This window comes from Roseovarius atlanticus, from assembly GCF_001441615.1.
Classification (GTDB): Bacteria; Pseudomonadota; Alphaproteobacteria; order Rhodobacterales; family Rhodobacteraceae; genus Roseovarius; species Roseovarius atlanticus.
In genome coordinates, this window is record NZ_LAXJ01000007.1 from 20391 (window position 1) to 42552 (window position 22162).

Here is a 22162-nt window from a genome sequence, read left to right on the forward strand (position 1 = left end):
CCCATGTACGCCATCTCGCTCACCTCCATCCCGCCACGGTTCTCCCGGCTTGGCCCCGTCCTTGCCGCCCTGCTCGCCCAGCGCCCCGCCCCGACGCATGTCTTTCTCACCTTGCCCGCGCAGTACAGCCGCTTTCCCGGCCCGGTCGCCCCACCGCCCCTGCCGGACGGAGTCACCCTGCTGCGCAGCGACACCGATATCGGTCCCGCAACCAAGGCCCTGCCCGCCGCGCGCGCCCTCGCCGGCACGGACCTGCGCCTGATCTACTGCGATGACGACTGGCTTTATGCGCCCGGCTGGGCCGCGCAGCTTCTGACGAAAGGCGACGCGGCTACAACCGGCCAGGCCTGGGACATCGCCCGCCTTGGCCGCACGGGCACCGGCACCGACATCGCCCAGGGGTTCGCGGGCGTCTGCATCCGCCCCGCCTGGCTCGCCGCGATGGACATGGACCCACCGCCCGAGGCGGTCGCCGTCGATGACATCTGGCTCTCTGGTCAACTCGCGCGCCAAGGCATCCCCCTGCGCACCCGCCCATCGGCCCGCCAGCACATGCACCCGGCCTATGACGACGCCCATGCCCTGCAAGACACCACCGCCCGCGACACCGCCAACCGCGCCGCTGCGGCACGGCTGCACGCGCTTTACGGCATCTGGCCCGAGTGCCCGTCGCCCAGAACCGCCCGCGCCGCCCGCTCGTAGAACTCGGCATAGACCGCCGCCTGCGGGATCGCCGCCTCCAGCTTGGGCAACAGCGCGGCATAGCGCGCCTCGGACAGGTCCTGCACCGCCGCTTTCATCTCCGCCTCGCTCTCGCAGACGATCATACCGGCAGGGTCGATGAACTCCGCGATATTCGGACACCCCCAGTAGATCGGCACGCATTTGCACAACACCGCGTCGATCAGCTTTTCGGTGAAATAATTCACCTCCCGCACGTTCTCGATCACCAGCGAAAAGCGATAGGGCGCCAGCCCGTCGGCCTTGTGCTCGAACGGCTGATACCCGCCGCCCATCACGTCCACGTCCAGCCCTTCGGCGCGGGCGAAATCCGCCATGCTATGGCGCAGCGTATGCCCCTCCTGCGACCGCTTGGCCGAGGCGATCAGGCTGCACGCCTTCGTCTTCGTCAGGTCCAGCTTCGTCCAGTCCCCGACCCAGGTACAGCCCAGCGGAAACAGCACCCCGTTCGGGATCGCGGCCAGCAGGTCGGCATTGGAACATAGCACCTTGTGAAATCGCGCGTACTGGCGGCGCAGCTTCTGCATGTGGTCACCGTGAATGGCCTCTGGTTCCAGCACCATCACCGACACCTTCGCCCGCGTGCCGAGCCAGGGCCGCCGGTACAGCAGGCTCGACGTATAGACCACCAGGTGATCGTCCGGCCCCAGGTCGCGCAGCGTCCTGTCCGCCCCCGCCAGCCGATCGGGCCGCCCCCGGGGCCAGACCAGCCGGTCCAGCGGCACCCGCCCCGGCCGAAGGCCCGGCCGGACGTCGTAAGGCATGATTGCAATGGCGTCGGAAACAGCGGTCATAGCCGCTCTGATAGGGCCAAACCAAGGGGGGTGCAATTGCCCGCACCCGCCCTCCGCCATTGACATCCCCGCCCGGGATGCCAGCATAAGGGCCACTCGGGGGGAACGGGTTCGGCCACAAGGGCATCTGAATGACTAACGCGCGCGACGCATTCATCGGGGCCATGCGACAGGTGGCCGCCACGGTCACCGTCGTCACCACCGACGGCCCCGCCGGCCGCGCGGGCGCGACGGTCAGCGCGTTCACCTCGCTCTCGGCCGATCCGCCTCTGGTGCTGGTGTGCCTCAAGGCCGACAGCACCATCGCGCGCGCGGTCGCCTCGAACGGCGTGTTCTGCGTCAACATCCTGCCCGAGGACGCCGATCACCTCGCGCAGCGCTTCGCCGGCATGTTCGACGCCGACATGCCAGACCGCTTCGAAGGGGTCGAGATCTCGGACACCGAATACGGCCCGCTCCTGCCCCGCGCCACGGCATTTTCCTGCGCCCTCACGGACCGCCACGTTCACGGCAGCCACGCCATCTGCATCGGTGACGTCACCGGCATTTCGGACGCAGGTGAAAAACCGCTGACATACATGAGCGGCAGCTACCACATCGTCCGTCCCAAATCTCCGGTCTGACCTTTCGTGCCGGGCGCTGTCGCCCCGCTCCACGCCACAACCATCACGCGAATTCCCCCCTTTCGGCACCATATCGCTTTGCAGACGCCGCAATCCGGCCCGGATTCATCCTTAACGCTTGTCCAACGACAGCGAAAAGGAACCCCTACATGGCCTATCTGGACTCCAACACCAAGGCGGGTCTGCACACCGTCGACATGACAGCCACGGCACAGGGCCTCGTGGCCGGCGAGCGGTTCGAGCGTTTCAAGATCGAGGCGCTGACCGAAATGGCCCTGCGCATCGCGGGCATCGTCATGGTCATGGGCTCGGTCACCATGTGGTTCTTCCTGCCGGTCGATCCCGAAACCGGGCGCCTGGCCGCCTACGGAATGATTGCGTCACTGATGGCGCTGGCCGGCCTCGGCGTCTTTGTCTACGGCACCCGCGGATTCCGCCGGCGCATGACACTGGACATGCAGGCCGGCAAGCTGACCCTGACCAAGATCAACATGCACGATCAGGCCCGCATCAGCCGCGAGATCGATCTGGGCTCGATCGAAAGCGTCTTCCTGCACCGCCCGGCCCAGCCCGGCGGATTGGCCACGCTTCTGGTGCGCGTCGCCGGCAAACAGGCCCCGGCCATTGCTCTGTCAGGCGACACCCACGAGATCGAAGAGGTCCATGCCGAACTTTGCGCCGTGCTCAAGGGTGCGACAGCCGCGCCGCGAAAACCCTCCCTGCGGATCGCTGACGCGCCGCGAAACTCTGGGTTTTTCGCCGCCTGAAGGACTAGATCACGGCAAAACCGCCGGATTGTTCCGACTCGGTCGATGGTGCATTCTGTCACTATTGGCCGATCCGGGATTTAAATGATGAAACGATTTCTGACGCTCTTCACGGTCACGATGACGCTTGCGCTGTTCATGACCAAAGCCGCATTGGCGCAGGACAATCCGATCCAGACCGCGCGCGAGGCCGGTTTGTACGGGATCACCCCAGACCTCTCCCGTCGACTGAACCACGCACTGGCGCAAGACGGTCAAACCGTCGCGTGGGACCGCTTCGGAATATACTTTCAAGAGCACGAGAACCGCGCTTTCGTCGCGGCGCTCAAGCCGCGCGGCGCGGCCGCGTCGCAGGGCGCACGTGTCGGGGACGTGCTGCGCGGGACAGATATCAGGGGCGGGGACTCTAGCCTGACCGGCGTTCTGTCCGCCTTTTCCGCGACGACTCAGCACGCCAACCCGTCGATCCTGCTCTATGTCTTCGATGGCAACGACGGCTGGCAGCGGGAATACCGGCTGACCGCTGCCGCCGCGAACGCAGACGTCGTCACCATCCCACCCTCCTTGCGGGATCACGCAACCTCTCATCCCGGGCTGATGGCCATTCTCAGAGGTGACCCGATAATGGCAAACCCCGCCGAAATCACCACCGACGCCATGCTCGCGCTTCAGGCGATCTCGAAACATGTCAAGGCGTGCTATGGGCCGGACGCCGTCACGATCCCGGTCAGGATCACCAGAACCACCACGACCCGTGACGGCTTTGGCAACTACAAGTACAGCGAAACGGACGAATTCGATGATGCGTTGCGCGTGCGCCGCGAATTCGCGGGCTGGGCGCGCGCCAACATTCGCACCTACCAGACCCGCTCGATCTCATCAGTCCGCAGTGCCGTCCTCGAATTGATTTCCCAACAGGGCTGTGACGGCGATGGGTTCCGGCAACTCGAGGCCGGACTGGCAAAGGTCATGAACGTCACACTACCCGATGTCGCACCTGCGCCGCAGACCGGCGGCATCCCGGACAGCCCGGATGCCTTTATCGCGCAATGCTATCCACTTCAGTTGCAAGCAATGGAAAGCCGGGGGTACGACGTGTCGGAACGTGCCATGGCACAAATTTGTCTGTGTCAGGAACACGCCGCCCGGCTGCTGGACGACGCCGAGCTTTATTCCAGCCTCAAGAATGCCGACACCGGATATTATGAAAGCCAGCCGGACCTGCACGAACGCTTCGAGGAACATTTCTCAAGCTGTTTTCGCGCCCCGGACGGAGCAGAGCTACGCCAGCGTGCAGAGGCGCTCTGGCAGGAAATGAATATCTGACACAATGCGAAAAGGGCCGCCCCATCGGGACGGCCCCTCTTTTCTCTTCGTCACCCTCTCGGCATTTGACGGCGTCGAATGCCCGCCGGGTGCGCCATTCGCCCGAAGGCGAACGACTTGGCTTACATCATGCCGCCCATTCCGCCCATGTCAGGCATGCCGCCGCCGGCGCCCGCGCCTTCCTTTTGCGGTTTATCGGCTACCATCGCCTCCGTCGTGATCAGCAGACCCGCGATCGAGGCCGCATCTTCCAGAGCCGTGCGCACGACCTTCGCGGGGTCGATCACACCGTACTTGAACATGTCGCCATATTCTTCGGTCTGCGCGTTGAAGCCGAATTTCGGGTCTTCGGACTCGCGGATCTTGCCCGCGACAACCGAGCCGTCCACACCGGCGTTCTCTGCGATCTGACGCAGCGGCGCTTCCAGCGCACGACGCACGATGGCGATGCCGTTGTTCTGGTCGCTGTTGGCGCCTTCCAGGCCGTCCAGTGCTTTCGCACCCTGAACCAGCGCAACACCGCCGCCCACGACGATACCTTCCTGAACGGCCGCGCGGGTCGCGTTCAGCGCGTCATCGACACGGTCCTTGCGCTCTTTCACTTCGACTTCGGTCATGCCGCCCACGCGGATGACGGCAACGCCGCCGGCCAGCTTGGCCACGCGCTCTTGCAGCTTCTCGCGGTCGTAGTCGCTGGTGGTGTCCTCGATCTGCTGACGGATCTGGCTGACCCGTGCCTCGATCTCGGATTTCTCGCCCGCACCGTCGACGATGGTGGTCTCATCCTTGGTGATCTGCACTTTCTTGGCAGAGCCCAGCATGTCCATCGTGACGCTTTCCAGCTTCATGCCCAGATCTTCGGAGATGACCTGGCCGCCGGTCAGGATCGCGATGTCCTGCAGCATGGCCTTGCGACGGTCACCAAAGCCCGGCGCCTTGACGGCGGCGATCTTCAGGCCACCGCGCAGCTTGTTGACCACGAGGGTCGCCAGCGCTTCGCCTTCGACGTCTTCCGCGATGATCAGCAGCGGTTTCTGCGACTGGATCACCGATTCCAGCAGCGGCACCATCGGCTGCAGCGACGAGAGTTTCTTCTCGTGCAGCAGGATCATGCAGTCTTCCAGCTCGGTGGTCATCTTGTCGGCGTTGGTCACGAAGTAGGGGCTCAGGTAGCCACGGTCGAACTGCATACCCTCGACGACGTCGGTCTCGGTCACGAGGCCTTTGTTCTCTTCGACGGTGATGACGCCTTCGTTGCCGACTTTCTGCATCGCGTCCGCGATCATCTGGCCGATCTCGGCTTCGCCGTTGGCCGACACGGTGCCGACCTGTGCGACTTCGCTCGAGTCGTTGACTTCGCGGGCCGCGTTCTTGATGGCTTCCACGACCTTGGTGGTGGCCAGGTCGATGCCGCGCTTCAGGTCCATCGGGTTCATGCCCGCGGCCACGGCCTTCATGCCTTCTTTCACGATGGCTTGGGCCAAGACGGTCGCGGTGGTGGTGCCGTCGCCGGCTTCGTCATTGGTGCGGCTGGCGACTTCTTTCACCATTTGCGCGCCCATGTTCTCGAACTTGTCTTCCAGCTCGATTTCCTTGGCAACCGACACACCGTCCTTGGTGATGCGCGGCGCGCCAAAGGATTTGTCCAGAACCACGTTACGGCCTTTGGGGCCAAGGGTCACTTTGACCGCATCGGCCAGGACGTTGACGCCGCGCAGCATCTTGTTGCGGGCATCGGTATCGAATTTCACGTCTTTTGCAGACATTTAAGTCGCTCCTGATGTCTTTGGTTGATGTTCAGCTGAGGATACGATCCGGGGCGTTCAGGCGGCTTTCGCGGCCTTCTTGTCCGTGATCACACCCAGGATGTCGCTTTCCTTCATGATCAGCAGCTCTTCGCCGTCGATCGTGATCTCCGTGCCCGACCATTTGCCGAACAGGATGCGATCGCCCACGGACACGGCCATCTCGATCAGCTCGCCGTTATCCTTGCGCGCGCCATCGCCAACAGCAACGACTTCACCTTCGCTGGGTTTTTCCTTGGCACTGTCGGGGATAATCAGCCCACCAGCGGTTTTTTCTTCGCTCTCAACGCGGCGTACAAGCACGCGGTCATGCAGCGGTTTGAATGCCATAGCTCTTGCTCCTTGGCTATCAAGTTTCCCTCACGCCTCCCTGCGGAGGCCGTTAGCACTCACCGTAGTCGAGTGCTAACGGCGCATAGCTAAGGAGCGATCACGAGGCTGTCAACACGAGTCTTGGAAAATTTTGCGCCATCAGGCGGGGGGCGTTGTTGCGCGCATCGCCCTGCCCCTCTACATCTTGTTCGAAGTACGTAAAACAAGGGGTCAGATGATGAAAACTTTCCGCACCTTGCTGCTGGCCCCGCTCCTTGTCACGCTCGGCCTCGCCCTGCCCGCCGCCGCGCAAGAGGCACCAGGCGACACCTGCGGCGGGGCCGACCTGATCGACGCGCTGCCCGCCGAAACCCTTGACAGCATGCAGTCCGAGGCCGCCGCAATGCCCCACCCCGAGGGCCTCCTGTGGCAGGCCACGCGCGGCGACACCGTGATCGACATCTTCGGCACCTACCATTTCAAGCACCGCCTGACCGACGCCCATCTCGACCGTCTGACCCCGATGATCGAAGAGGCCGACAAGATCTACCTGGAAATCTCCAACGACGACCAGATGGCGATGCAGCGCGCGATGGCCGAAAACCCGTCGCTCATGTTCATCACCGAGGGCCCCACCCTGCCCGACCTTCTGGGCGAGGAAGACTGGCAGCACTACCGCGCCGAAATGCAGGCCCGCATGATCCCCGGCTTCATGGCCGCCAAGTTCAAGCCGCTCTGGGCCGGGATGATGCTGGGCATAGGCCCGTGCGAGGCGCAGGCCGGCGCGTTCGAGGCCGAAGGCATCGACATGCTGGTGGGCAACCGCGCCGCCGAAACCGGCAATCCCAGCCGCTCGCTCGAGGAGTTCGACGCCCTGCTGACCCTTCTCGACAGCTTCCCGATGGACGACCAGATCGAGATGATCCGCATGTCGCTCGCCTGGCCCGGCGACATGAACGACCTCTCCTACACGATCCGCGAACGCTATCTTGCGGAAGAGATCGCGCTGACCCTGGTCTTCTCTCGCTACGTCTCCGAGGAATACGGCGGCGAGGCCGGCGCCGAGGGCTTCGCCATGGTCGAGGACCTGCTGCTTGAAAAACGCAACCTGGGCTGGATCGACCGGCTGGAAGCGCAGGTCGCACCCGGCGACCACGTGCTCATCGCCGTCGGCGCCGGCCACCTGCCCGGCGAGGTCGGCATCCTCAAGCTTCTCGAAGACAAGGGCTACACCGTCACCCGCGTGGACCTCTGACGCCACCACCCCGCCCGCGCGCCCGTCCCGGACGTGATCCGGGACCTCGTAGGGCGGGGTTCCACCCCGCCATCCCGCCCCCACCCAACCGCGTAGGGTGGGTGAAAACCCACGCGTACCCCCGTTAACCATCCATTAACCGCGCACGCCCCGTTAACTGCGACCCCGCGCCAACCGCACCGCCGCCATACCCCCCGAATACCGACGCGATACCGACGTCGATTTCGCCGCTCCGGGCAAGTTAATCCTTCGACACGGAAAGCCGATCCAACACGCTCTGCGCCGCCACGCTGGGCACCGTGCGCCCCGCCGCCACATCCTCGGCGCCCTCTTCCATCAACGCCCGCGCCTCCGGCGTTTCCAGCTGCGCCATCAGGCCCCGCTTCACTTCCTCGCCGAACCAGTACCGCGCCTGCGCCTCGCGCCGCGCATCGAAATGCCCGTTCTCACGGCGCCAGTCGATCAGCGCGTTCATCTCGTCCCAGGCCGCTTTCAACCCTTCGTCCTGCAAGGCCGACACCATCATCGCCTTGGGAAAACCCTCCGGATCCTGTGGCCGTTTGCGCAGCAACCGCAACGCCCCGGAATAGTCGCTGCAGGTCCGCGTCGCCGCCGATTTCAACTCGCCATCGGCCTTGTTCACAAGGATCAGATCGGCAATCTCCATGATCCCGCGCTTCACCCCCTGCAACTCGTCGCCGCCCGCCGGGGCCAGCAGCAACAGGAACAGATCGCACATCTCCGACACCACCGTTTCGGACTGTCCCACGCCCACCGTCTCGATCAGAACCACGTTGAACCCGGCCGCCTCGCACAGCGTCACCGCCTCGCGCGTGCGTCGCGCCACGCCGCCCAGATGCGTCTGGCTGGGCGAGGGGCGGATGAACGCGCCCGGCTCGCGGCTCAGCCGCTCCATCCGCGTCTTGTCGCCCAGGATCGACCCGCCCGACCGCGCCGAACTGGGATCGACGGCCAGCACCGCCACGCGCAGCCCCATGCCGGTCAGCATCATGCCAAACGCCTCGATAAACGTGCTTTTTCCCACCCCCGGCGTGCCCGACAGACCGATGCGGATCGCCTGCTTGCCATGCCCCGCGACCCGGTCCAGCAGGGCCTGCGCCGCCTCGCGGTGATCGGCCCGCCCGCTTTCCACCAGCGTGATCGCCCGCGCCAGCGCCCGGCGTTCCTGTGCCAACAACTGATCGGCAAGCTTTTCGGTGTCGGTCATCGCGCGTCGTCTCCTCCGGTCCGGGGCGCGCCGCGGCGCCCCTGTCAGGGCCTTCCGCCTTGTGCCCCAGCCGGGCCGGAAATGTCCAGCAACCACGGGCATCCCCGGCACCGCCGGGCCGGTTTACCAAATCGTAACCACGTGCACGCCACACTCCCGCACGGTCCCGCTCCAGATGCCGGGATGAAATCCGGGCCGAACGTGTTACCTTGTGTCTTGCGCCATGTCCTTTCACGGATGCAATGCAAGAGGCCCGCACGTGACAGTTAAGACCCGGTTAACCTATTCCGCCCTCGCGGCGCTGTTCACGGCCCTCGCCGCGACCACCGCGCTGGCCGACAGCACCCAGGCGCGCTACGACGTCCGCCTGATCGGCGCCAAGGTGGGCGAAATGGCCATGGCCAGCACCGAGACCGCCAGCGCCTACAGCACGCGCGCCCGCTTCGCCACAACGGGTGCGATGTCGGCGCTGAAACAGGCCAGCTTCGACCTCTCCGTCCAGGGCCGCAAGTCCGGCAACCGCTTCGTCCCCTCCAGCTATTCCGAGGTCACGTCCGAGGGGGGCCGCCGCTCGACCAACCTCAAGATCGGCTTTTCCGGCGGCGTCGCCACCCGCGTCACCGGCGACACCGGCAGCAGCGCGCCGGCGGTGAACCCCCGCACCCTGCCCGGCGCCTACGACCCGTTGACGGCCCTTTACGCCGCCCTGCGCGACCAAGACCCGGGCGAACTTTGTTCTTTGAATGCAGACGTTTACGACGGCCACCGCCACGCCCGCCTCAGCCTCACCAGCCGCAAGGCGCTGGACGGCGGGCGGGTGCAATGCTCGGGCCAGTACCGCCGCATCGCCGGCTATTCCCAGCGCGAACTGCGCCACAGCACTGCGCCCGTGTCGATCGTCTACGTCCCGCAGGGAAACACCATGCGCGCCGACAGCGTGGTCGTGCGCACCCGGTATGGTCAAGTGTCGATGCATCGCCGATAAGGCGGGCATGACCCGCGACAGGCTCCCCATCGACGACGCCATCCCGGCGCTGCTCACCGCGCTGCGCGACACCGGCCGCGCCGTGCTGCAAGCGCCGCCCGGTGCCGGCAAGACCACCGTCGTGCCCCTTGAAATGCTGGCCGTCGGGCTCACCCAGGGCCGCATCGTCATGCTGGAGCCGCGCCGCCTCGCCGCCCGTGCCGCGGCCGAGCGCATGGCGTCCACGCTCGGCGAAAAGCCAGGCGAAACAGTAGGCTACCGCGTGCGCGGCGACGCCAAGGTCTCCGAGGCGACCCGGATCGAGGTCGTCACCGAAGGCATCCTCACCCGCCGCATCCAGTCCGACCCGGAACTCACCGGCATCGGCGCGGTGATCTTCGACGAATTCCACGAACGCTCCCTCAACGCCGATCTGGGCCTCGCCCTCTGCCTCGAAGTGGCCGGCGCCCTGCGCGACGACCTCATGCTGCTGGCCATGTCCGCCACGCTCGACGCCGCCCCGGTGGCCGAGCTGATGCAGGCCCCCATCGTCACGTCCCAAGGCCGCAGCTTCCCGGTCGAGACCCGCCACCTCGACACGCCAACGCCCAAGAAAACAAGGTGGGACGCGGCCCTTGCCGACCTCGTCGCCAAGGCCGTTTCCGAGACCACCGGCGGCGTGCTCGTCTTCCTGCCCGGCGAAGGCGAGATCCGCCGCACCGAGGCCCTGCTGAAAGACCGCCTGCCGCCCGACTGCCAGATCCGCCCCCTCTTCGGCGCGATGGACTTCGCCGCCCAGCGCGCCGCCATCGCGCCCGTGACCCAAGGCCGAAAGGTGGTCCTTGCCACCTCCATCGCCGAAACCTCGCTGACCATAGAGGGTATCCGCGTGGTGGTCGACGGCGGCAAGTCCCGCCGCGCCCGGTTCGACCCCGGCTCCGGCATGTCGCGGCTGGTGACCGAGCCCGTCACCCGCGCCGAGGCCACACAGCGCACCGGCCGCGCGGGCCGCGTTGCGGAAGGCACCTGCTACCGGCTCTGGACCAAGGGCGAGGAAGGCGCCTTGCCCGCCTATCCCCCGGCAGAGATAGAGGCGACCGACCTTGCCGGCCTCGCCCTCGAACTCGCGCTCTGGGGCGCCACTCCGGACGACCTGCCCTTCCTGACCCCGCCCAACCCCGGCAGCTACGCCGAGGCGCAGGCGCTGCTACAGATGCTCGGCGCGCTCGATGGCTCGAACCATATCACCGAGCATGGCAAGACGCTGGCCAAGCTCCCCCTGCACCCGCGCCTCGCGCACATGCTGGGCACCGCCGGGCCGGACGCGGCCCTGCTCGCAGCCCTGCTTGCCGATCGCGATCCCCTGCCGCGTGGCGCACCCGTCGACCTCACCCTGCGCATGGCCGCCCTGCGCGACCCCAAGGGCCGCCACCCGCACCCCGCCAACCACGGCACGGTCATGCGCATCCGGGCCGAGGCCAAGCGCTTGGCCTCACAGGCAAAATCGACACCGGGCAGCGGAATGTCCGACGCCGAATGCGCCGCCCTCGCCTACCCCGACCGGATTGGCCTGCGCCGCAAGGGCGACGCTCCACGCTTCGTTCTGTCGGGCGGCAAGGGCGCGCTTTTACCCGACGAGGACCCTTTGGCCGGTCAACGCCTGCTGGTCGCCACCGACCTTGACGGCAACCCGCGCGAGGCCCGCATCCGGCAGGCAATCGCCCTGTCAGACTCCGAACTCCGCGCGCTTTTTACCGACCAGATCGCCTGGCACGACGTCTGCCACTGGGACCGCCGCGAGCGCCGCGTCGTCGCCCGCAAACAGGAACGCTTTGGCGCACTCATCCTCGACGACCGCATGTGGAAGGACGCCCCCGACGACGCCATCGCCCTTGCCATGCTGGACGGCATCCGCGACCTCGGCCTCAACTGGTCCGACCCCGCCCGCCGCTTCGCCGCCCGCGTGGCGCTCTTGCGCGAAGCGGGCGAGGACCTGCCCGACATGACCGACGCCGCCCTCCTCGAAGACCTCGAAACCTGGCTCCTGCCCTATATCACCGGCCTCAAGACCGCCGCCGACTGGAAACGCTTCGACATGCTGGACGCCCTGCGCGCGCGCCTGACCTATGACCAGATGCAACGCCTGGATGCCGCCGCCCCGGCGCATTTCACCACGCCGCTGGGGCGGCGCATTCCCATCGACTATTCCGGCGACCACCCGGAAATCTCTCTGCGCCTGCAGGAAATGTTCGGCCAGACCACCCACCCCACCGTGGGCCGCACGCCCCTGCGCGTCACGCTCCTGTCGCCCGCGGGCCGCCCGGTGCAGACCACGCTCGACATTCCCGGCTTTTGGGACAGTTCCTATGCCGACGTGCGCAAGGACATGCGCGGGCGGTATCCCAAGCATCCCTGGCCCGAAAACCCGCGCGAGGCCGACCCGACCTTGCGCGCCAAACGGCGCAAGTCCTGATCAATTCAGCTAAATTGAACGAAAAATTTGATTTTTGGCGCAAGAAACGTATATACAATAGTGAAAAGACTTTTTTACGACGAGCAGCACAATGACAAATACGATGAAGCGGGCCTGGGCCGAGTTCGTCCAGCCGATTTTACGCAGACCACCCGAATTGCAGGTGGCCGCCCTTTGTTACCGCGTCACCCCTACGGCGGAAAAGCAGGTCCTGCTGATCACCAGCCGGGGCACGGGCCGCTGGATCGTGCCCAAAGGCTGGCCGATGGACGGCAAGAAAGCCGCTGAAGCCGCCCTGCAGGAAGCCTGGGAAGAGGCCGGCGTGACCGATTGCGCTACGATCGAGGGCCATGTCGGCAGCTATGCCTATGACAAGCATCTCGACGATGGCTACGACGCCCCGGTCGAGGTCGAGGTGTTCAAGGTCCGCGTCAAGCAGCTCGCCGACATCTACCCCGAACATGATCAGCGCACCCGCCGGTGGGTCAGCCCCGCCGATGCGGCGGAAATGGTACAGGAACCGGGCCTCAAGGCCATTTTGCTGGAAATGTAACGGTTTTATGACAGCGCGGCATTGAACCGCCGCGCTGGACCGGCTAGCGCTCTGCCCCGAACCGGACCGGGAGGGGACCGTTGGCCGAGGACCCGCAGAACAACCAGTGGAAGACGCTCGACAAGGATCTCGGGCGCATCTCGCAGATCGAGTACGCGACGGCCTATGTCTCACGGCCGCTGATCTCGCTCGGCATCGCGCTGGCCTTCATGGTGCTCGCGGGCCTGGGCGCGGCGCTGGTCTTCGGCTCTTCGCCCAATACCGTCGTGGTGATCGCCGCGGCCATCTTCGGCGCCTACATGGCGCTCAATATCGGCGCCAACGATGTGGCCAACAACATGGGGCCGGCGGTGGGGGCCAACGCGCTCACCATGGGCGGCGCCATCGTCATCGCCGCCATCTGCGAAAGCGCGGGCGCCCTGCTGGCCGGGGGCGACGTGGTGTCGACGATTTCCAAGGATATCATCGACCCCGACGGCATTCAGGACGCACAGACCTTCATCTGGGCGATGATGGCCGCGCTGGTCTCGGCCGCGCTTTGGGTCAACCTGGCCACCAAGGTCGGCGCGCCGGTCTCGACCACCCATTCCGTCGTCGGTGGCGTCATGGGCGCGGGCATCGCCGCCGCGGGCCTTGCCACGGTGAACTGGCCCACCATGGGCGCCATCGCCGCCAGCTGGGTGATTTCGCCGGTACTGGGCGGCGTCATCGCTGCCGCCTTCCTCGCCCTGATCAAGACCCGCATCGCCTACCGCGACGACAAGATCGCCGCCGCCCGCCGCTGGGTGCCGATCCTGGTGGGCCTCATGGCCGGCACCTTCGCCACCTACCTTGCGATGAAGGGCCTCACACGTATCGTCAAGATCGACATCGGTACGGCGCTCCTGATCGGCGCGGCGACCGGCGTAGCGATCTACGCCCTGACCATTCCCCTGATCCGGCGCCAATCGCAGGGCCTGGAAAACCGCCGCCGCTCGCTCAAGGCGCTGTTCGGCCTGCCGCTCATCATCTCGGCGGCGCTCCTGTCCTTCGCCCACGGCGCGAATGACGTCGCCAATGCAGTTGGACCCTTGGCCGCCATCGTCTACGCGTCCGAGGCGGGCGGTTTCGCCGGCGAGGTGGCGATCCCGATCTGGGTCATGATCATCGGCGCCTTCGGCATCTCCTTCGGCCTGTTCCTCTTTGGCCCCAAGCTCATCCGCATGGTCGGCAGCCAGATCACCAAGCTCGACCCGATGCGCGCCTATTGCGTCGCCCTGTCGGCGGCGATCACCGTCATCGTGGCCAGCTGGCTGGGCCTGCCCGTCAGTTCCACGCATATCGCGGTGGGCGGGGTCTTCGGCGTCGGTTTCTTCCGCGAATGGTACATGGAACGCCGCCTTCAGAAAGGCCTGACCACCGGTGGCACCGGCAAGCGCCTCGCCCCCGAGGAACGCCGGCGCCGCAAGCTGGTCCGGCGCAGCCATTTCATGACCATCGTCGCCGCCTGGGTCATCACGGTGCCCGCCGCGGCGCTGATGTCGGCACTCATCTTCTTCGCGCTCGACAGCCTGACCGGCTAATCCTCAGCCACGCCGCCCGCGCCGGTCTTGCAAGGGGCCTCGACCGTGCCATCGCCCGAGACGCTTGCCGTTCGGGCGCAAGGCTCAGTCCCACCACGGCCCGTGAAACTTGCCTTCCTGCCCCAACCGGGCGAAGCCGTGATAGCCGAAGAAATCCCGCTGTGCCTGGATGATGTTGGCGGTGCCATAGCCCTGGCGCATACTGTCGTACCATTGCAGCGCCGCAGACAGCGCCGGTATCGCGTGGCCACCCACCACGGCCTCCGCCACCACCTTGCGCAGCGCCGGCACCGTGCGTTTCAGGATCTCCGCGAAGCGCGGCGACAGGAACAACTGCCCGTGCGGCAGATCCTCGCGGAACGCCGCCGCGATATCGTCCAGCAACACCGACCGAATAATGCATCCGGCGCGCCAGACCTCGGCGATCCGCGCATGGTCCAGCTGCCACTCATACTCCTGCGATGCCGCCTCCAGCACGCGAAACCCCTGCGCATAGCACAGAACCCGCGCCGCCATGAAAGCCTCCTTCAGGATGTCCTCGTCGAGCGACAGCAGGCCGCGCTCTCCGCCCAGCAAGTCCTGCGCCTTGATGCGCGTGTCCTTCTCCGACGACCACGCGCGCGCGCCCACCGCTGCCTCGATCATGGTCGCGGCCTGGCCCATGCGCACGGCCCCTACCACCGTCCAGCGCCCGGTGCCTTTCTGCCCCGCCGCGTCCAGGATCACGTCCACCACCGGGTGCCCCGTCGCCGGGTCGGTATAGGCCAAAAGCTCGCCGGTGATCTCCACCAGGTAGGATTTCAGCGGCCCTTCGTTCCAGCTTGAAAACAGCGCCCCGATCTGCGCCGGCGACCAGACGCAGCCGTAATGCAGCAGGCCATAGATCTCGGCGATCACCTGCATGTCGGCATATTCGATACCGTTATGCACGGTCTTGACGAAATGCCCCGCCCCGTCGGGGCCAAGGTGATCGACGCAAGGGTCATCCTCGTACCGCGCCGCAATCGCCCGCAGCACGTCGCGCAGCTGCTCCCAGCTGTGCGCACTGCCGCCCACCATCATCGACGGCCCGTGCCGCGCACCCTGTTCGCCGCCCGACACACCCATGCCGACGAAATGCAGGCCCTTCTCGGCCAGCGCCTGCGCGCGCCGCCGGGTGTCGTGGAAATCGGCATTCCCGCCGTCGATGATCGTGTCGCCCTCGTCCAACAGGGGGGCCACTTCCTCGATCATCGCGTCCATCGGTTCGCCTGACGGGATCATGAACAGCATCACCCGTGGCGTCTTCAGCCCGGCCACGAAATCCTGCAAGCTTTCATGCGGATGCAACTGCGCGGCCAGCGGCCCCGCCTCGTCCACGAAATCCCCGATCCAGTCGGTTTCGCGGTTCGTCACCGCCACCGCAAAGCCTTTCTCGGCCATGTTCAGCGCCAAGGCGCTGCCCATCGTGCCCAACCCGTAAACGCCGATCTGTGCCTTGCCCCGTGCCATGCGGTCTTCCTCTCTGGGCGCCGTCCGTAATTTAAGCCTAGACCGCTGCGCGCCCGATGCCAAGGAACGCGCACCACCGTTGCGGCCTTTCGCGCGCACCGCCGCTTTTCTTCGCAGACGCGTCCTGTCCCAAGGCAACCGCAAGCCTGGACGATGGCGTCACACCTGCCACCCGCCCGCCCCGAGGAGGCGCCCGCAAGGGCAACGACGAGACAAACCTGCGCGCGGGAACCGCGCTCCCTCGGACCGGCGTCAGACGCCCAGGCACCAGCGCATGATCGCCTTTTGGGCGTGCAGCCGGTTCTCGGCCTCGTCAAAAACCACCGAGTGCGGCCCGTCCATCACCGGGCTCGTCACCTCTTCCTCGCGATGTGCGGGCAGGCAATGCATGAACAGCGCGTCATCCTTGGCGTGCTTCATCAATTCCGCATTCACCTGGTAGGGGCGCAGCATGTTGTGGCGCCGCTCCTTGCTCGACTGGCTGTCATGCATACTGACCCAGGTGTCGGTCACCACAAGGTCCGCGCCCTCCACCGCCTTGAATGCGTCGCGCTCGATGGTGATCGTGCTGCCCGCCTTGCGCGCCAGCCCCACGAACTCGTCCTCTGGGTCCAGCTGCGCCGGGCCGGTAAAGGTCATGTCGAACCCGAACTGCCCCGCCGCGTGCAGGAACGACGAACACACGTTATTGCCGTCCCCGGCCCAGACCACCTTCTTGCCCCGGATCGGCCCGCGATGCTCTTCATAGGTCATCACGTCGGCCATGATCTGGCAGGGATGCGTGCGGTCGGTCAGCCCGTTGATCACCGGCACGTCGGCATATTCGGCCATCTCCTGCAGCACGCTTTCATCGAAGGTCCGGATCATGATCAGGTCCACGTAGCGGCTCATCACACGTGCGGTATCGGCAATGGTCTCGCCATGCCCCAGCTGCATGTCCGCGCCCGACAGCACCATCGTCTCGCCACCCATCTGGCGCACGCCCACGTCAAAGCTAGTGCGCGTCCGCGTCGACGGCTTCTCGAAGATCAGCGCGACCATCCGGCCCGCCAGCGGCTGTTCGTCATCGGCCGCGCCGCGCGGACGGCCCTCGCGCGCGGTCTTCATGTGCCGCGCCCCGTCGATGATGTCGCGCAATTCGCCCGCGTCGGTCGTGTGAATGTCCAGAAAATGCTGCATCGTCCCGCTCCTCACGCCTCGGCCAGCGCCGTCTTCACCGCGGTCGCGGCCTTGTCCAGCCGCGCCACGGCCTCGCCGATCTCGTCGTCCGAGATGATCAGCGGCGGCAACAGGCGCACCACGTTCTCGGCGGCCGGCACCACGGTCACTTCCGCGTCATAGCCTGCGGCCACCACGTCGGTATTGGTCGCCACGCATTCCAGCCCAAGCATCAGGCCCGATCCGCGCACGCCCTTGAAGACCTCGGGATGCGCCGCCACCAGCCCTTCTAGCTTCTGCCGAAAGAGCCCCGCCTTGCGGTTCACCTCGTGCAGGAAACCTGCGTCGGCCACGATATCCATCACCGCGCACCCCACCGCACAGCCCAGCGGGTTGCCGCCATAGGTCGAGCCATGCGTGCCCGCCGTCATACCGCGCGCCGCCTCTTCAGTGGCCAGCACCGCGCCCAACGGAAAGCCCCCGCCGATGCCCTTCGCGACCATCATGATATCCGGCGTGGCCCCCGACCACTCATGCGCAAAGAGCTTGCCGGTCCGGCCCATCCCGCACTGCACCTCGTCGAAAATCAGCAGAATGCCCTTCTCGTCACAAAGATCGCGCAGCCCTTTCAGGCATTGATCCGGAACCGGCTTGATCCCGCCTTCGCCCAGTACCGGCTCCAGCAGGATCGCCGCGGTGTTCTCGTCAATCGCGGCGTGCAGCGCATCGTGATCGCCGAACGGCACATGCTTGAATCCCGGCAACAGCGGCCCGAACCCCTTGGTCATCTTCTCCGACCCGGCGGCGGCAATTCCTGCGCTCGACCGGCCGTGAAACGACCCTTGGAAGGCGATGATATCGGTCCGCTCCGGCTGGCCCTTGTCATGGAAATACTTGCGGCACATCTTCACCGCCAGCTCGCAGGCCTCGGTGCCCGAATTGCAGAAGAACGCCGTGTCCGCAAAGGTCTCGGCCACCAGCTTGTCGGCCAGCTCCTGCTGCTTGGGGATCTGGTAGAGGTTCGAGGTATGCCAAAGCGCCCCCGCCTGCTCGGTCAGGGCCGCCACCAGCGCCGGGTGCGCGTGGCCCAGCGCGTTCACCGCGATGCCCGCACCAAGGTCCAGGAAACGTCGACCATCCGCCTCGATCAGCCAGGCGCCCTCGCCTTTGACAAAGCTGAGCGGTGCACGGTTATAGGTCGGCAGAACGGAGGGGATCATCTGGGGTATCCTCAAACATGGAAGCCCTTTGAGTGCCGTATGGCTGGGCGTTCGTCAATGGTGGAAAGGGTCTGGTGCGCTCCGGCACCGGGGGATCGAACAGGCGAACGGGACGTCAGGCGCAGGTGCGGCGGCGTCGGCTCATGGCATATGTACGGCGTTCGATCATGCGCGGTCTCATAGCCGGTTCCACGCCCCGCGCAAAGCCTTTTCTGCCCGCCGCGACATGGCGCTTGAGTTTCCCCCGCCCGCCTGCCACTTGACGGGCCATGACACCGCCCGCCCAGAACCCCGGCGCCGCCGCGCTTTTGACCCTTGCCGCCGCCGCCTTCATCGCCGGCTGCACGCTTCTGGCCAAGGCGCTCGGCACCGACGCGCTCGGCCCCGCGCTGCACCCGTTGCAGATCAGCCAGGGCAGGTTCGTCTTCGCGCTCGTCGCCATAGGCTCCTTCGCCGCCGGCACGCGGTTCCGCCTCGTGCGCCCGGCGCTGCCGCTGCACTTTCTGCGCTCTGGCCTGGGCTGGGGCGGCGTCACGCTGATGTTCGCCGCCGCGGCCTTCATCCCCTTGTCCGACGCCACCGCGATCAGCTTCCTGAACCCGGTTTTCGGCATGGTGCTGGCGGTCGTGATCCTGGGCGAGCGTGTCGGCCCCGTCCGCTGGACCGCCGCCGCCATCGCCCTTCTGGGCGCGCTCATCCTCACCCGCCCCGGCGGCGGCACCATCGCGCCCGGCGCGCTCCTTGCCCTGGCCGCCGCCGCCTGCCTCGGGGGCGAGCTTATCGCGATCAAGTTCCTCTCCGGCCGCGAACGCCCGCTGCAAATCCTGCTGATCAACAACCTCTTCGGCTGCCTTATCGCCAGTGCGGCGGCCTATTTCGTCTGGACCGCGCCCACCCCGGCGCAATGGGCCGCGCTCGCGGGGATCGGCCTCTTGATGGCCACCGCGCAAACCTGTTTCGTCAATGCGATGGCCCGCGCCGATGCCAGTTTCGTGGCCCCATTCTTCTATGCCACGCTGGTCTTCGCCGCGCTCTACGATGCCGCCGTGTTTTCGGTCCTGCCCGACGCGATATCCATCCTCGGCGCGCTCACGGTCCTCTCGGGTGCCGCGCTTCTGGCCTGGCGCGAGGCGCGACTCAAATCGCCAACCGTGCCACCCGCGCGCCCGCTCTGACCCGGCTTGCCATCGCGGACCAAATGCCTACGGTTTGCGCCAACGCTGAAAGGAATTGCCCCATGGCCCACCGCCCCAACCGCCCGCTCTCGCCCGCCACCAAACTGGCCCAGGCCCTGCGCTATCTCGATCCCGCCACCGGCGCGATCGTGCCGCAGATCCAGACCGCCGCCACCTATGCCCGGGATGAAAACTATGCCCTGCGCCAAAGCTACATGTACCGCCGCGACAGCAACGTCACCACCGAACAGGCCGAGGCAATCATCGCCGACCTCGAAGGCGCGACCGAAAGCCTGCTCTTTTCTTCGGGCATGGGCGCGGCCACGGCGGTCATCGAACACCTGCCCGCCGACGCCCATGTGGTGGTGCCGGAAGTGATGTATCACGGCGTCCTCGCGCAGTTCAAAACCTACGCCGCCAAGAACCGCCTGCGGGTCAGCACCTATCCCGCCGGCGACCTCGACGCGATGAAGGCAGCAACGGTCGAGAGCGACACAGCACTTGTCTGGGTCGAGACCCCCAACAATCCCAACTGGGACACGACCGACATCGCCGCCGCCGCCGAGATCGCCCATGCCGCCGGCGCGAAACTGGTCACCGACTGCACCGGCACGCCGCCCTGCGCCACCCGCGCGCTGGAGCTTGGCGCGGACATCTCGTTCCATTCCGCCACCAAGTACCTCAACGGCCATTCCGACGTGACCGCGGGCGTGCTCTCGGTCCGCGAAACCGGCCCCTACTGGGACGAGATCTTTCACGTCCGCATGATTCAGGGCACCGTGCTCCATTCCTTCGATGCCTTCCTGCTCATTCGCGGGATGCGCACGCTGATGCTGCGCTATGAACGCGCGACCGAGAACGCCCTGGCCGTGGCCCAACATTTCGAAGGGCATCCGGGCATCGAGAAGGTGATGTATCCCGGCCTGCCTTCACATCCCGATCACGAGATCGCCAAGCGCCAGACCGGCGGCCTCTATGGTGGGATGCTCTCGATCCTCGTCAAGGGGACCGAGCAGACCGCCATCGACGTCAGCCGCTATTGCGAGGTGTTCTACCCCGCCACCTCGCTGGGCGGCGTCGAAAGCCTGATCGAACACCGCAAGACCGTCTCGGGCGAGGGCTTCCCCGTCCATCCCCGCCTGCTGCGCCTGTCCATCGGGATCGAGGATGCGGGCGACCTCATCGCCGACCTCGAGCAGGCGCTGGACCGCGCGGGGGCGGCGACGCCGTAACGTCACCCTTGATCGTGCGCCCCCTTCCCGGGCTAGATACGACGCGAGGGAAGAGGACATGCCGCTCAGCATCTTGTTACCGATGGTCGTGCTCGGCATCGCAGGCATTGCGGTGCTCTTGCACCTCCTCGGCCTGTCGCAACCCGCCACGTTCGAGGACGAGGCCGCCGCCCGCCGCGCCTGGCTGCGCGAATTCCCCGACGATGCGCCCACCCGCGTGATCCTCAGCCACGACTGCCACGCCGCCCTTGTCGAAACACCGCAAGGCCCCGGCGTCGTCTGGCCCATGGGCGCCGACACCACCGCGCGCTATCTCGACGGTGCAAAGGTCACGCAGACCGACCACGGCCTGCGCATCGCCCTGCCCGACTACACCGCGCCGCGCATCACCCTGACACTCGACCCCGACGAGGCCCGCCTCTGGCCCGGCCTGATGGAGGCTTCCCGATGACCGATCAACTGACCTATCCCGACGTGGTGAACTTCGCCGTGCCCGTCTTCATCGCGCTCATCCTGATCGAACTCACATGGATCGTTCTCAAGCGCCGTGGCGGCCGGTACGAAACCTACGACGCGCTGACCTCGCTCGTGATGGGCGCGGGCAACGTGGCCTCCGGCATCCTGCTGGGCTTCGTGGCCTACGGCTTCTTCATGGCGCTCTGGGCCATCACGCCGCTCGACTTGGGCACCTCCGTCTGGGTGGTGATCCTGTGTTTCGTGCTCGACGACCTGCGCTATTACTGGGTGCACCGGTTCGGCCACCGCATCCGCTGGGTCTGGGCCAGCCACGTCAACCACCATTCCTCGCAACACTACAACCTCACGACCGCGCTGCGCCAGACATGGACCGGCACCTTCACCTTCATGATGCTGGTCCGCGCACCGCTGATCCTCTTGGGCTTTCACCCCGCGATGGTGCTGTTTTGCGGCGGGCTGAACCTGATCTACCAGTTCTGGATCCATACCGAGGCGATCACCCGCCTGCCCCGCTGGTTCGAGGCGGTGATGAACACGCCTTCGCATCACCGCGTCCACCATGGCCGCAATGCGCGGTATCTCGATGCCAACTACGCCGGTGTCTTCATCATCTGGGACAAGATGTTCGGCACCTTCGTCCCCGAGCAGGACAGTGAGAAAGTCGACTACGGCCTCGTCCGCAACTTGGGCACCTTCAACCCGATCCGCGTCGCCTTCCACGAATGGGTCGGCATCTTCCGCGACGTGATCCAGCCCGGCATCACCTGGCGCGACCGGCTGAACTATTGCATCCAGCCCCCGGGGTGGAGCCATGACGGCAGCCGCGACACCTCCGAGACGATCAAGCGCAAGCACCTGGCCAAGCACCCCGAAGACGCGAACACGCCCGGCTTCGAGAAGCTAACCTGACGCCAGGCGCAGAAAATCTCTTCAAAAGAAATTTGCCCGGAATTTTTTCAAAATTCCGCCCCCGCCAAAGTGAATTCCCTTCCGCCCCACCACGCGC

20 protein-coding genes are annotated in these 22162 nt (G+C 66.1%); 13 read left to right on the top strand and 7 right to left on the bottom strand.

The genetic code is table 11. From position 1 onward, the window contains the following. Nucleotides 1–3 precede the first annotated feature (3 nt). Nucleotides 4–702 (top strand): hypothetical protein, encoded by a 699-nt coding sequence (locus XM53_RS07505; protein WP_057791889.1) that lies wholly within the window; start codon nucleotides 4–6, stop codon nucleotides 700–702. Here the strand turns inward: XM53_RS07505 and XM53_RS07510 are convergent. Further along, complete coding sequence (locus XM53_RS07510) at nucleotides 645–1535, bottom strand: glycosyltransferase family 10 domain-containing protein (protein ID WP_057791891.1); 891 nt, start codon at nucleotides 1533–1535, stop codon at nucleotides 645–647. The genes XM53_RS07505 and XM53_RS07510 overlap by 58 nt on opposite strands. Before the next feature lie 131 nt (nucleotides 1536–1666). Between XM53_RS07510 and XM53_RS07515 the strand changes: the two genes are divergently transcribed. From XM53_RS07515 to XM53_RS07525, 3 genes are all read left to right on the top strand, one after another. Further along, the gene (locus XM53_RS07515; RefSeq protein WP_057791893.1) at nucleotides 1667–2158 is read left to right on the top strand and encodes a flavin reductase family protein; all 492 of its coding nucleotides are present in this window, start codon (nucleotides 1667–1669) and stop codon (nucleotides 2156–2158) included. Between the two features lie 149 nt (nucleotides 2159–2307). Then, nucleotides 2308–2925: a hypothetical protein gene (locus XM53_RS07520; RefSeq protein ID WP_057791894.1), complete on the top strand. Its 618-nt coding sequence runs from the start codon at nucleotides 2308–2310 to the stop codon at nucleotides 2923–2925. 87 nt (nucleotides 2926–3012) lie between these two features. Further along, nucleotides 3013–4251 carry a hypothetical protein gene (locus tag XM53_RS07525; RefSeq protein ID WP_144435484.1) on the top strand — a complete coding sequence of 413 codons (1239 nt, stop codon included), beginning with the start codon at nucleotides 3013–3015 and terminating at the stop codon, nucleotides 4249–4251. Between the two features lie 122 nt (nucleotides 4252–4373). On the opposite strand, the gene groL is transcribed toward XM53_RS07525, so the two are convergent. After that, nucleotides 4374–6017 carry a chaperonin GroEL gene (gene groL, locus XM53_RS07530; protein WP_057791899.1) on the bottom strand — a complete coding sequence of 548 codons (1644 nt, stop codon included), beginning with the start codon at nucleotides 6015–6017 and terminating at the stop codon, nucleotides 4374–4376. Nucleotides 6018–6074: 57 nt separating this feature from the next. After that, nucleotides 6075–6386, bottom strand: a complete 312-nt coding sequence (groES, locus tag XM53_RS07535) for a co-chaperone GroES (RefSeq protein ID WP_057791903.1) — start codon at nucleotides 6384–6386, stop codon at nucleotides 6075–6077. A 220-nt stretch (nucleotides 6387–6606) separates the two neighbouring features. On the opposite strand from groES, the gene XM53_RS07540 reads away from it, so the two are divergent. Beyond that, complete coding sequence (locus XM53_RS07540; protein WP_160321374.1) at nucleotides 6607–7623, top strand: TraB/GumN family protein; 1017 nt, start codon at nucleotides 6607–6609, stop codon at nucleotides 7621–7623. 241 nt (nucleotides 7624–7864) lie between these two features. Here the strand turns inward: XM53_RS07540 and meaB are convergent, their stop codons facing one another. Beyond that, on the bottom strand, nucleotides 7865–8851 hold the full coding sequence (meaB, locus tag XM53_RS07545; RefSeq protein ID WP_057791908.1) for a methylmalonyl Co-A mutase-associated GTPase MeaB: 987 nt from the start codon (nucleotides 8849–8851) through the stop codon (nucleotides 7865–7867). Nucleotides 8852–9110: 259 nt separating this feature from the next. Here meaB and XM53_RS07550 point away from each other — a divergent pair, with 259 nt between their 5' ends. From XM53_RS07550 to XM53_RS07565, 4 genes are all read left to right on the top strand, one after another. Further along, nucleotides 9111–9836, top strand: coding sequence for a DUF3108 domain-containing protein (locus tag XM53_RS07550; protein ID WP_057791911.1), 726 nt, complete (start codon nucleotides 9111–9113; stop codon nucleotides 9834–9836). Between the two features lie 7 nt (nucleotides 9837–9843). Further along, nucleotides 9844–12288 carry an ATP-dependent helicase HrpB gene (gene hrpB, locus XM53_RS07555; protein ID WP_057791913.1) on the top strand — a complete coding sequence of 815 codons (2445 nt, stop codon included), beginning with the start codon at nucleotides 9844–9846 and terminating at the stop codon, nucleotides 12286–12288. Between the two features lie 91 nt (nucleotides 12289–12379). Next, on the top strand, nucleotides 12380–12841 hold the full coding sequence (locus XM53_RS07560; RefSeq protein WP_057791915.1) for an NUDIX hydrolase: 462 nt from the start codon (nucleotides 12380–12382) through the stop codon (nucleotides 12839–12841). A gap of 80 nt (nucleotides 12842–12921) precedes the next feature. Further along, complete coding sequence (locus XM53_RS07565) at nucleotides 12922–14403, top strand: inorganic phosphate transporter (protein WP_057791917.1); 1482 nt, start codon at nucleotides 12922–12924, stop codon at nucleotides 14401–14403. A gap of 84 nt (nucleotides 14404–14487) precedes the next feature. Here the strand turns inward: XM53_RS07565 and gndA are convergent, their stop codons facing one another. From gndA to XM53_RS07580, 3 genes are all read right to left on the bottom strand, one after another. Then, entirely contained in the window at nucleotides 14488–15894 is a 1407-nt protein-coding gene (gene gndA, locus XM53_RS07570; protein WP_057791919.1) for an NADP-dependent phosphogluconate dehydrogenase, read from the bottom strand. A gap of 252 nt (nucleotides 15895–16146) precedes the next feature. Beyond that, nucleotides 16147–17073: an ornithine carbamoyltransferase gene (gene argF / locus XM53_RS07575; protein ID WP_057791921.1), complete on the bottom strand. Its 927-nt coding sequence runs from the start codon at nucleotides 17071–17073 to the stop codon at nucleotides 16147–16149. An 11-nt stretch (nucleotides 17074–17084) separates the two neighbouring features. Further along, complete coding sequence (locus XM53_RS07580) at nucleotides 17085–18272, bottom strand: aspartate aminotransferase family protein (RefSeq protein ID WP_057791923.1); 1188 nt, start codon at nucleotides 18270–18272, stop codon at nucleotides 17085–17087. Nucleotides 18273–18541: 269 nt separating this feature from the next. On the opposite strand from XM53_RS07580, the gene XM53_RS07585 reads away from it, so the two are divergent. The 4 genes from XM53_RS07585 to XM53_RS07600 all read left to right on the top strand — a co-directional run bounded on the left by XM53_RS07585 (nucleotide 18542) and on the right by XM53_RS07600 (nucleotide 22065). Beyond that, nucleotides 18542–19447: a DMT family transporter gene (locus tag XM53_RS07585; protein ID WP_057791925.1), complete on the top strand. Its 906-nt coding sequence runs from the start codon at nucleotides 18542–18544 to the stop codon at nucleotides 19445–19447. 62 nt (nucleotides 19448–19509) lie between these two features. Further along, the gene (locus XM53_RS07590) at nucleotides 19510–20679 is read left to right on the top strand and encodes a trans-sulfuration enzyme family protein (protein WP_057791927.1); all 1170 of its coding nucleotides are present in this window, start codon (nucleotides 19510–19512) and stop codon (nucleotides 20677–20679) included. Nucleotides 20680–20737: 58 nt separating this feature from the next. Next, the gene (locus XM53_RS07595; protein ID WP_057791929.1) at nucleotides 20738–21130 is read left to right on the top strand and encodes a hypothetical protein; all 393 of its coding nucleotides are present in this window, start codon (nucleotides 20738–20740) and stop codon (nucleotides 21128–21130) included. Next, nucleotides 21127–22065: a sterol desaturase family protein gene (locus XM53_RS07600; protein ID WP_057791931.1), complete on the top strand. Its 939-nt coding sequence runs from the start codon at nucleotides 21127–21129 to the stop codon at nucleotides 22063–22065. The genes XM53_RS07595 and XM53_RS07600 overlap by 4 nt, the downstream gene beginning before the upstream one ends. Nucleotides 22066–22162: the final 97 nt, after the last annotated feature.

Coding starts and splice junctions, on each gene's coding strand:
- argF (WP_057791921.1), bottom strand. CDS start 17,073: ATGCAGCATTTTCTGGACATTCACACGACCGACGCGGGCGAATTGCGC.
- XM53_RS07520 (WP_057791894.1), top strand. CDS start 2,308: ATGGCCTATCTGGACTCCAACACCAAGGCGGGTCTGCACACCGTCGAC.
- XM53_RS07590 (WP_057791927.1), top strand. CDS start 19,510: ATGGCCCACCGCCCCAACCGCCCGCTCTCGCCCGCCACCAAACTGGCC.
- XM53_RS07540 (WP_160321374.1), top strand. CDS start 6,607: ATGAAAACTTTCCGCACCTTGCTGCTGGCCCCGCTCCTTGTCACGCTC.
- meaB (WP_057791908.1), bottom strand. CDS start 8,851: ATGACCGACACCGAAAAGCTTGCCGATCAGTTGTTGGCACAGGAACGC.
- XM53_RS07505 (WP_057791889.1), top strand. CDS start 4: ATGTACGCCATCTCGCTCACCTCCATCCCGCCACGGTTCTCCCGGCTT.
- XM53_RS07600 (WP_057791931.1), top strand. CDS start 21,127: ATGACCGATCAACTGACCTATCCCGACGTGGTGAACTTCGCCGTGCCC.
- XM53_RS07560 (WP_057791915.1), top strand. CDS start 12,380: ATGACAAATACGATGAAGCGGGCCTGGGCCGAGTTCGTCCAGCCGATT.
- hrpB (WP_057791913.1), top strand. CDS start 9,844: ATGACCCGCGACAGGCTCCCCATCGACGACGCCATCCCGGCGCTGCTC.
- groES (WP_057791903.1), bottom strand. CDS start 6,386: ATGGCATTCAAACCGCTGCATGACCGCGTGCTTGTACGCCGCGTTGAG.
- XM53_RS07510 (WP_057791891.1), bottom strand. CDS start 1,535: ATGACCGCTGTTTCCGACGCCATTGCAATCATGCCTTACGACGTCCGG.
- gndA (WP_057791919.1), bottom strand. CDS start 15,894: ATGGCACGGGGCAAGGCACAGATCGGCGTTTACGGGTTGGGCACGATG.
- XM53_RS07585 (WP_057791925.1), top strand. CDS start 18,542: ATGACACCGCCCGCCCAGAACCCCGGCGCCGCCGCGCTTTTGACCCTT.
- XM53_RS07580 (WP_057791923.1), bottom strand. CDS start 18,272: ATGATCCCCTCCGTTCTGCCGACCTATAACCGTGCACCGCTCAGCTTT.
- XM53_RS07525 (WP_144435484.1), top strand. CDS start 3,013: ATGAAACGATTTCTGACGCTCTTCACGGTCACGATGACGCTTGCGCTG.
- XM53_RS07595 (WP_057791929.1), top strand. CDS start 20,738: ATGCCGCTCAGCATCTTGTTACCGATGGTCGTGCTCGGCATCGCAGGC.
- XM53_RS07515 (WP_057791893.1), top strand. CDS start 1,667: ATGACTAACGCGCGCGACGCATTCATCGGGGCCATGCGACAGGTGGCC.
- groL (WP_057791899.1), bottom strand. CDS start 6,017: ATGTCTGCAAAAGACGTGAAATTCGATACCGATGCCCGCAACAAGATG.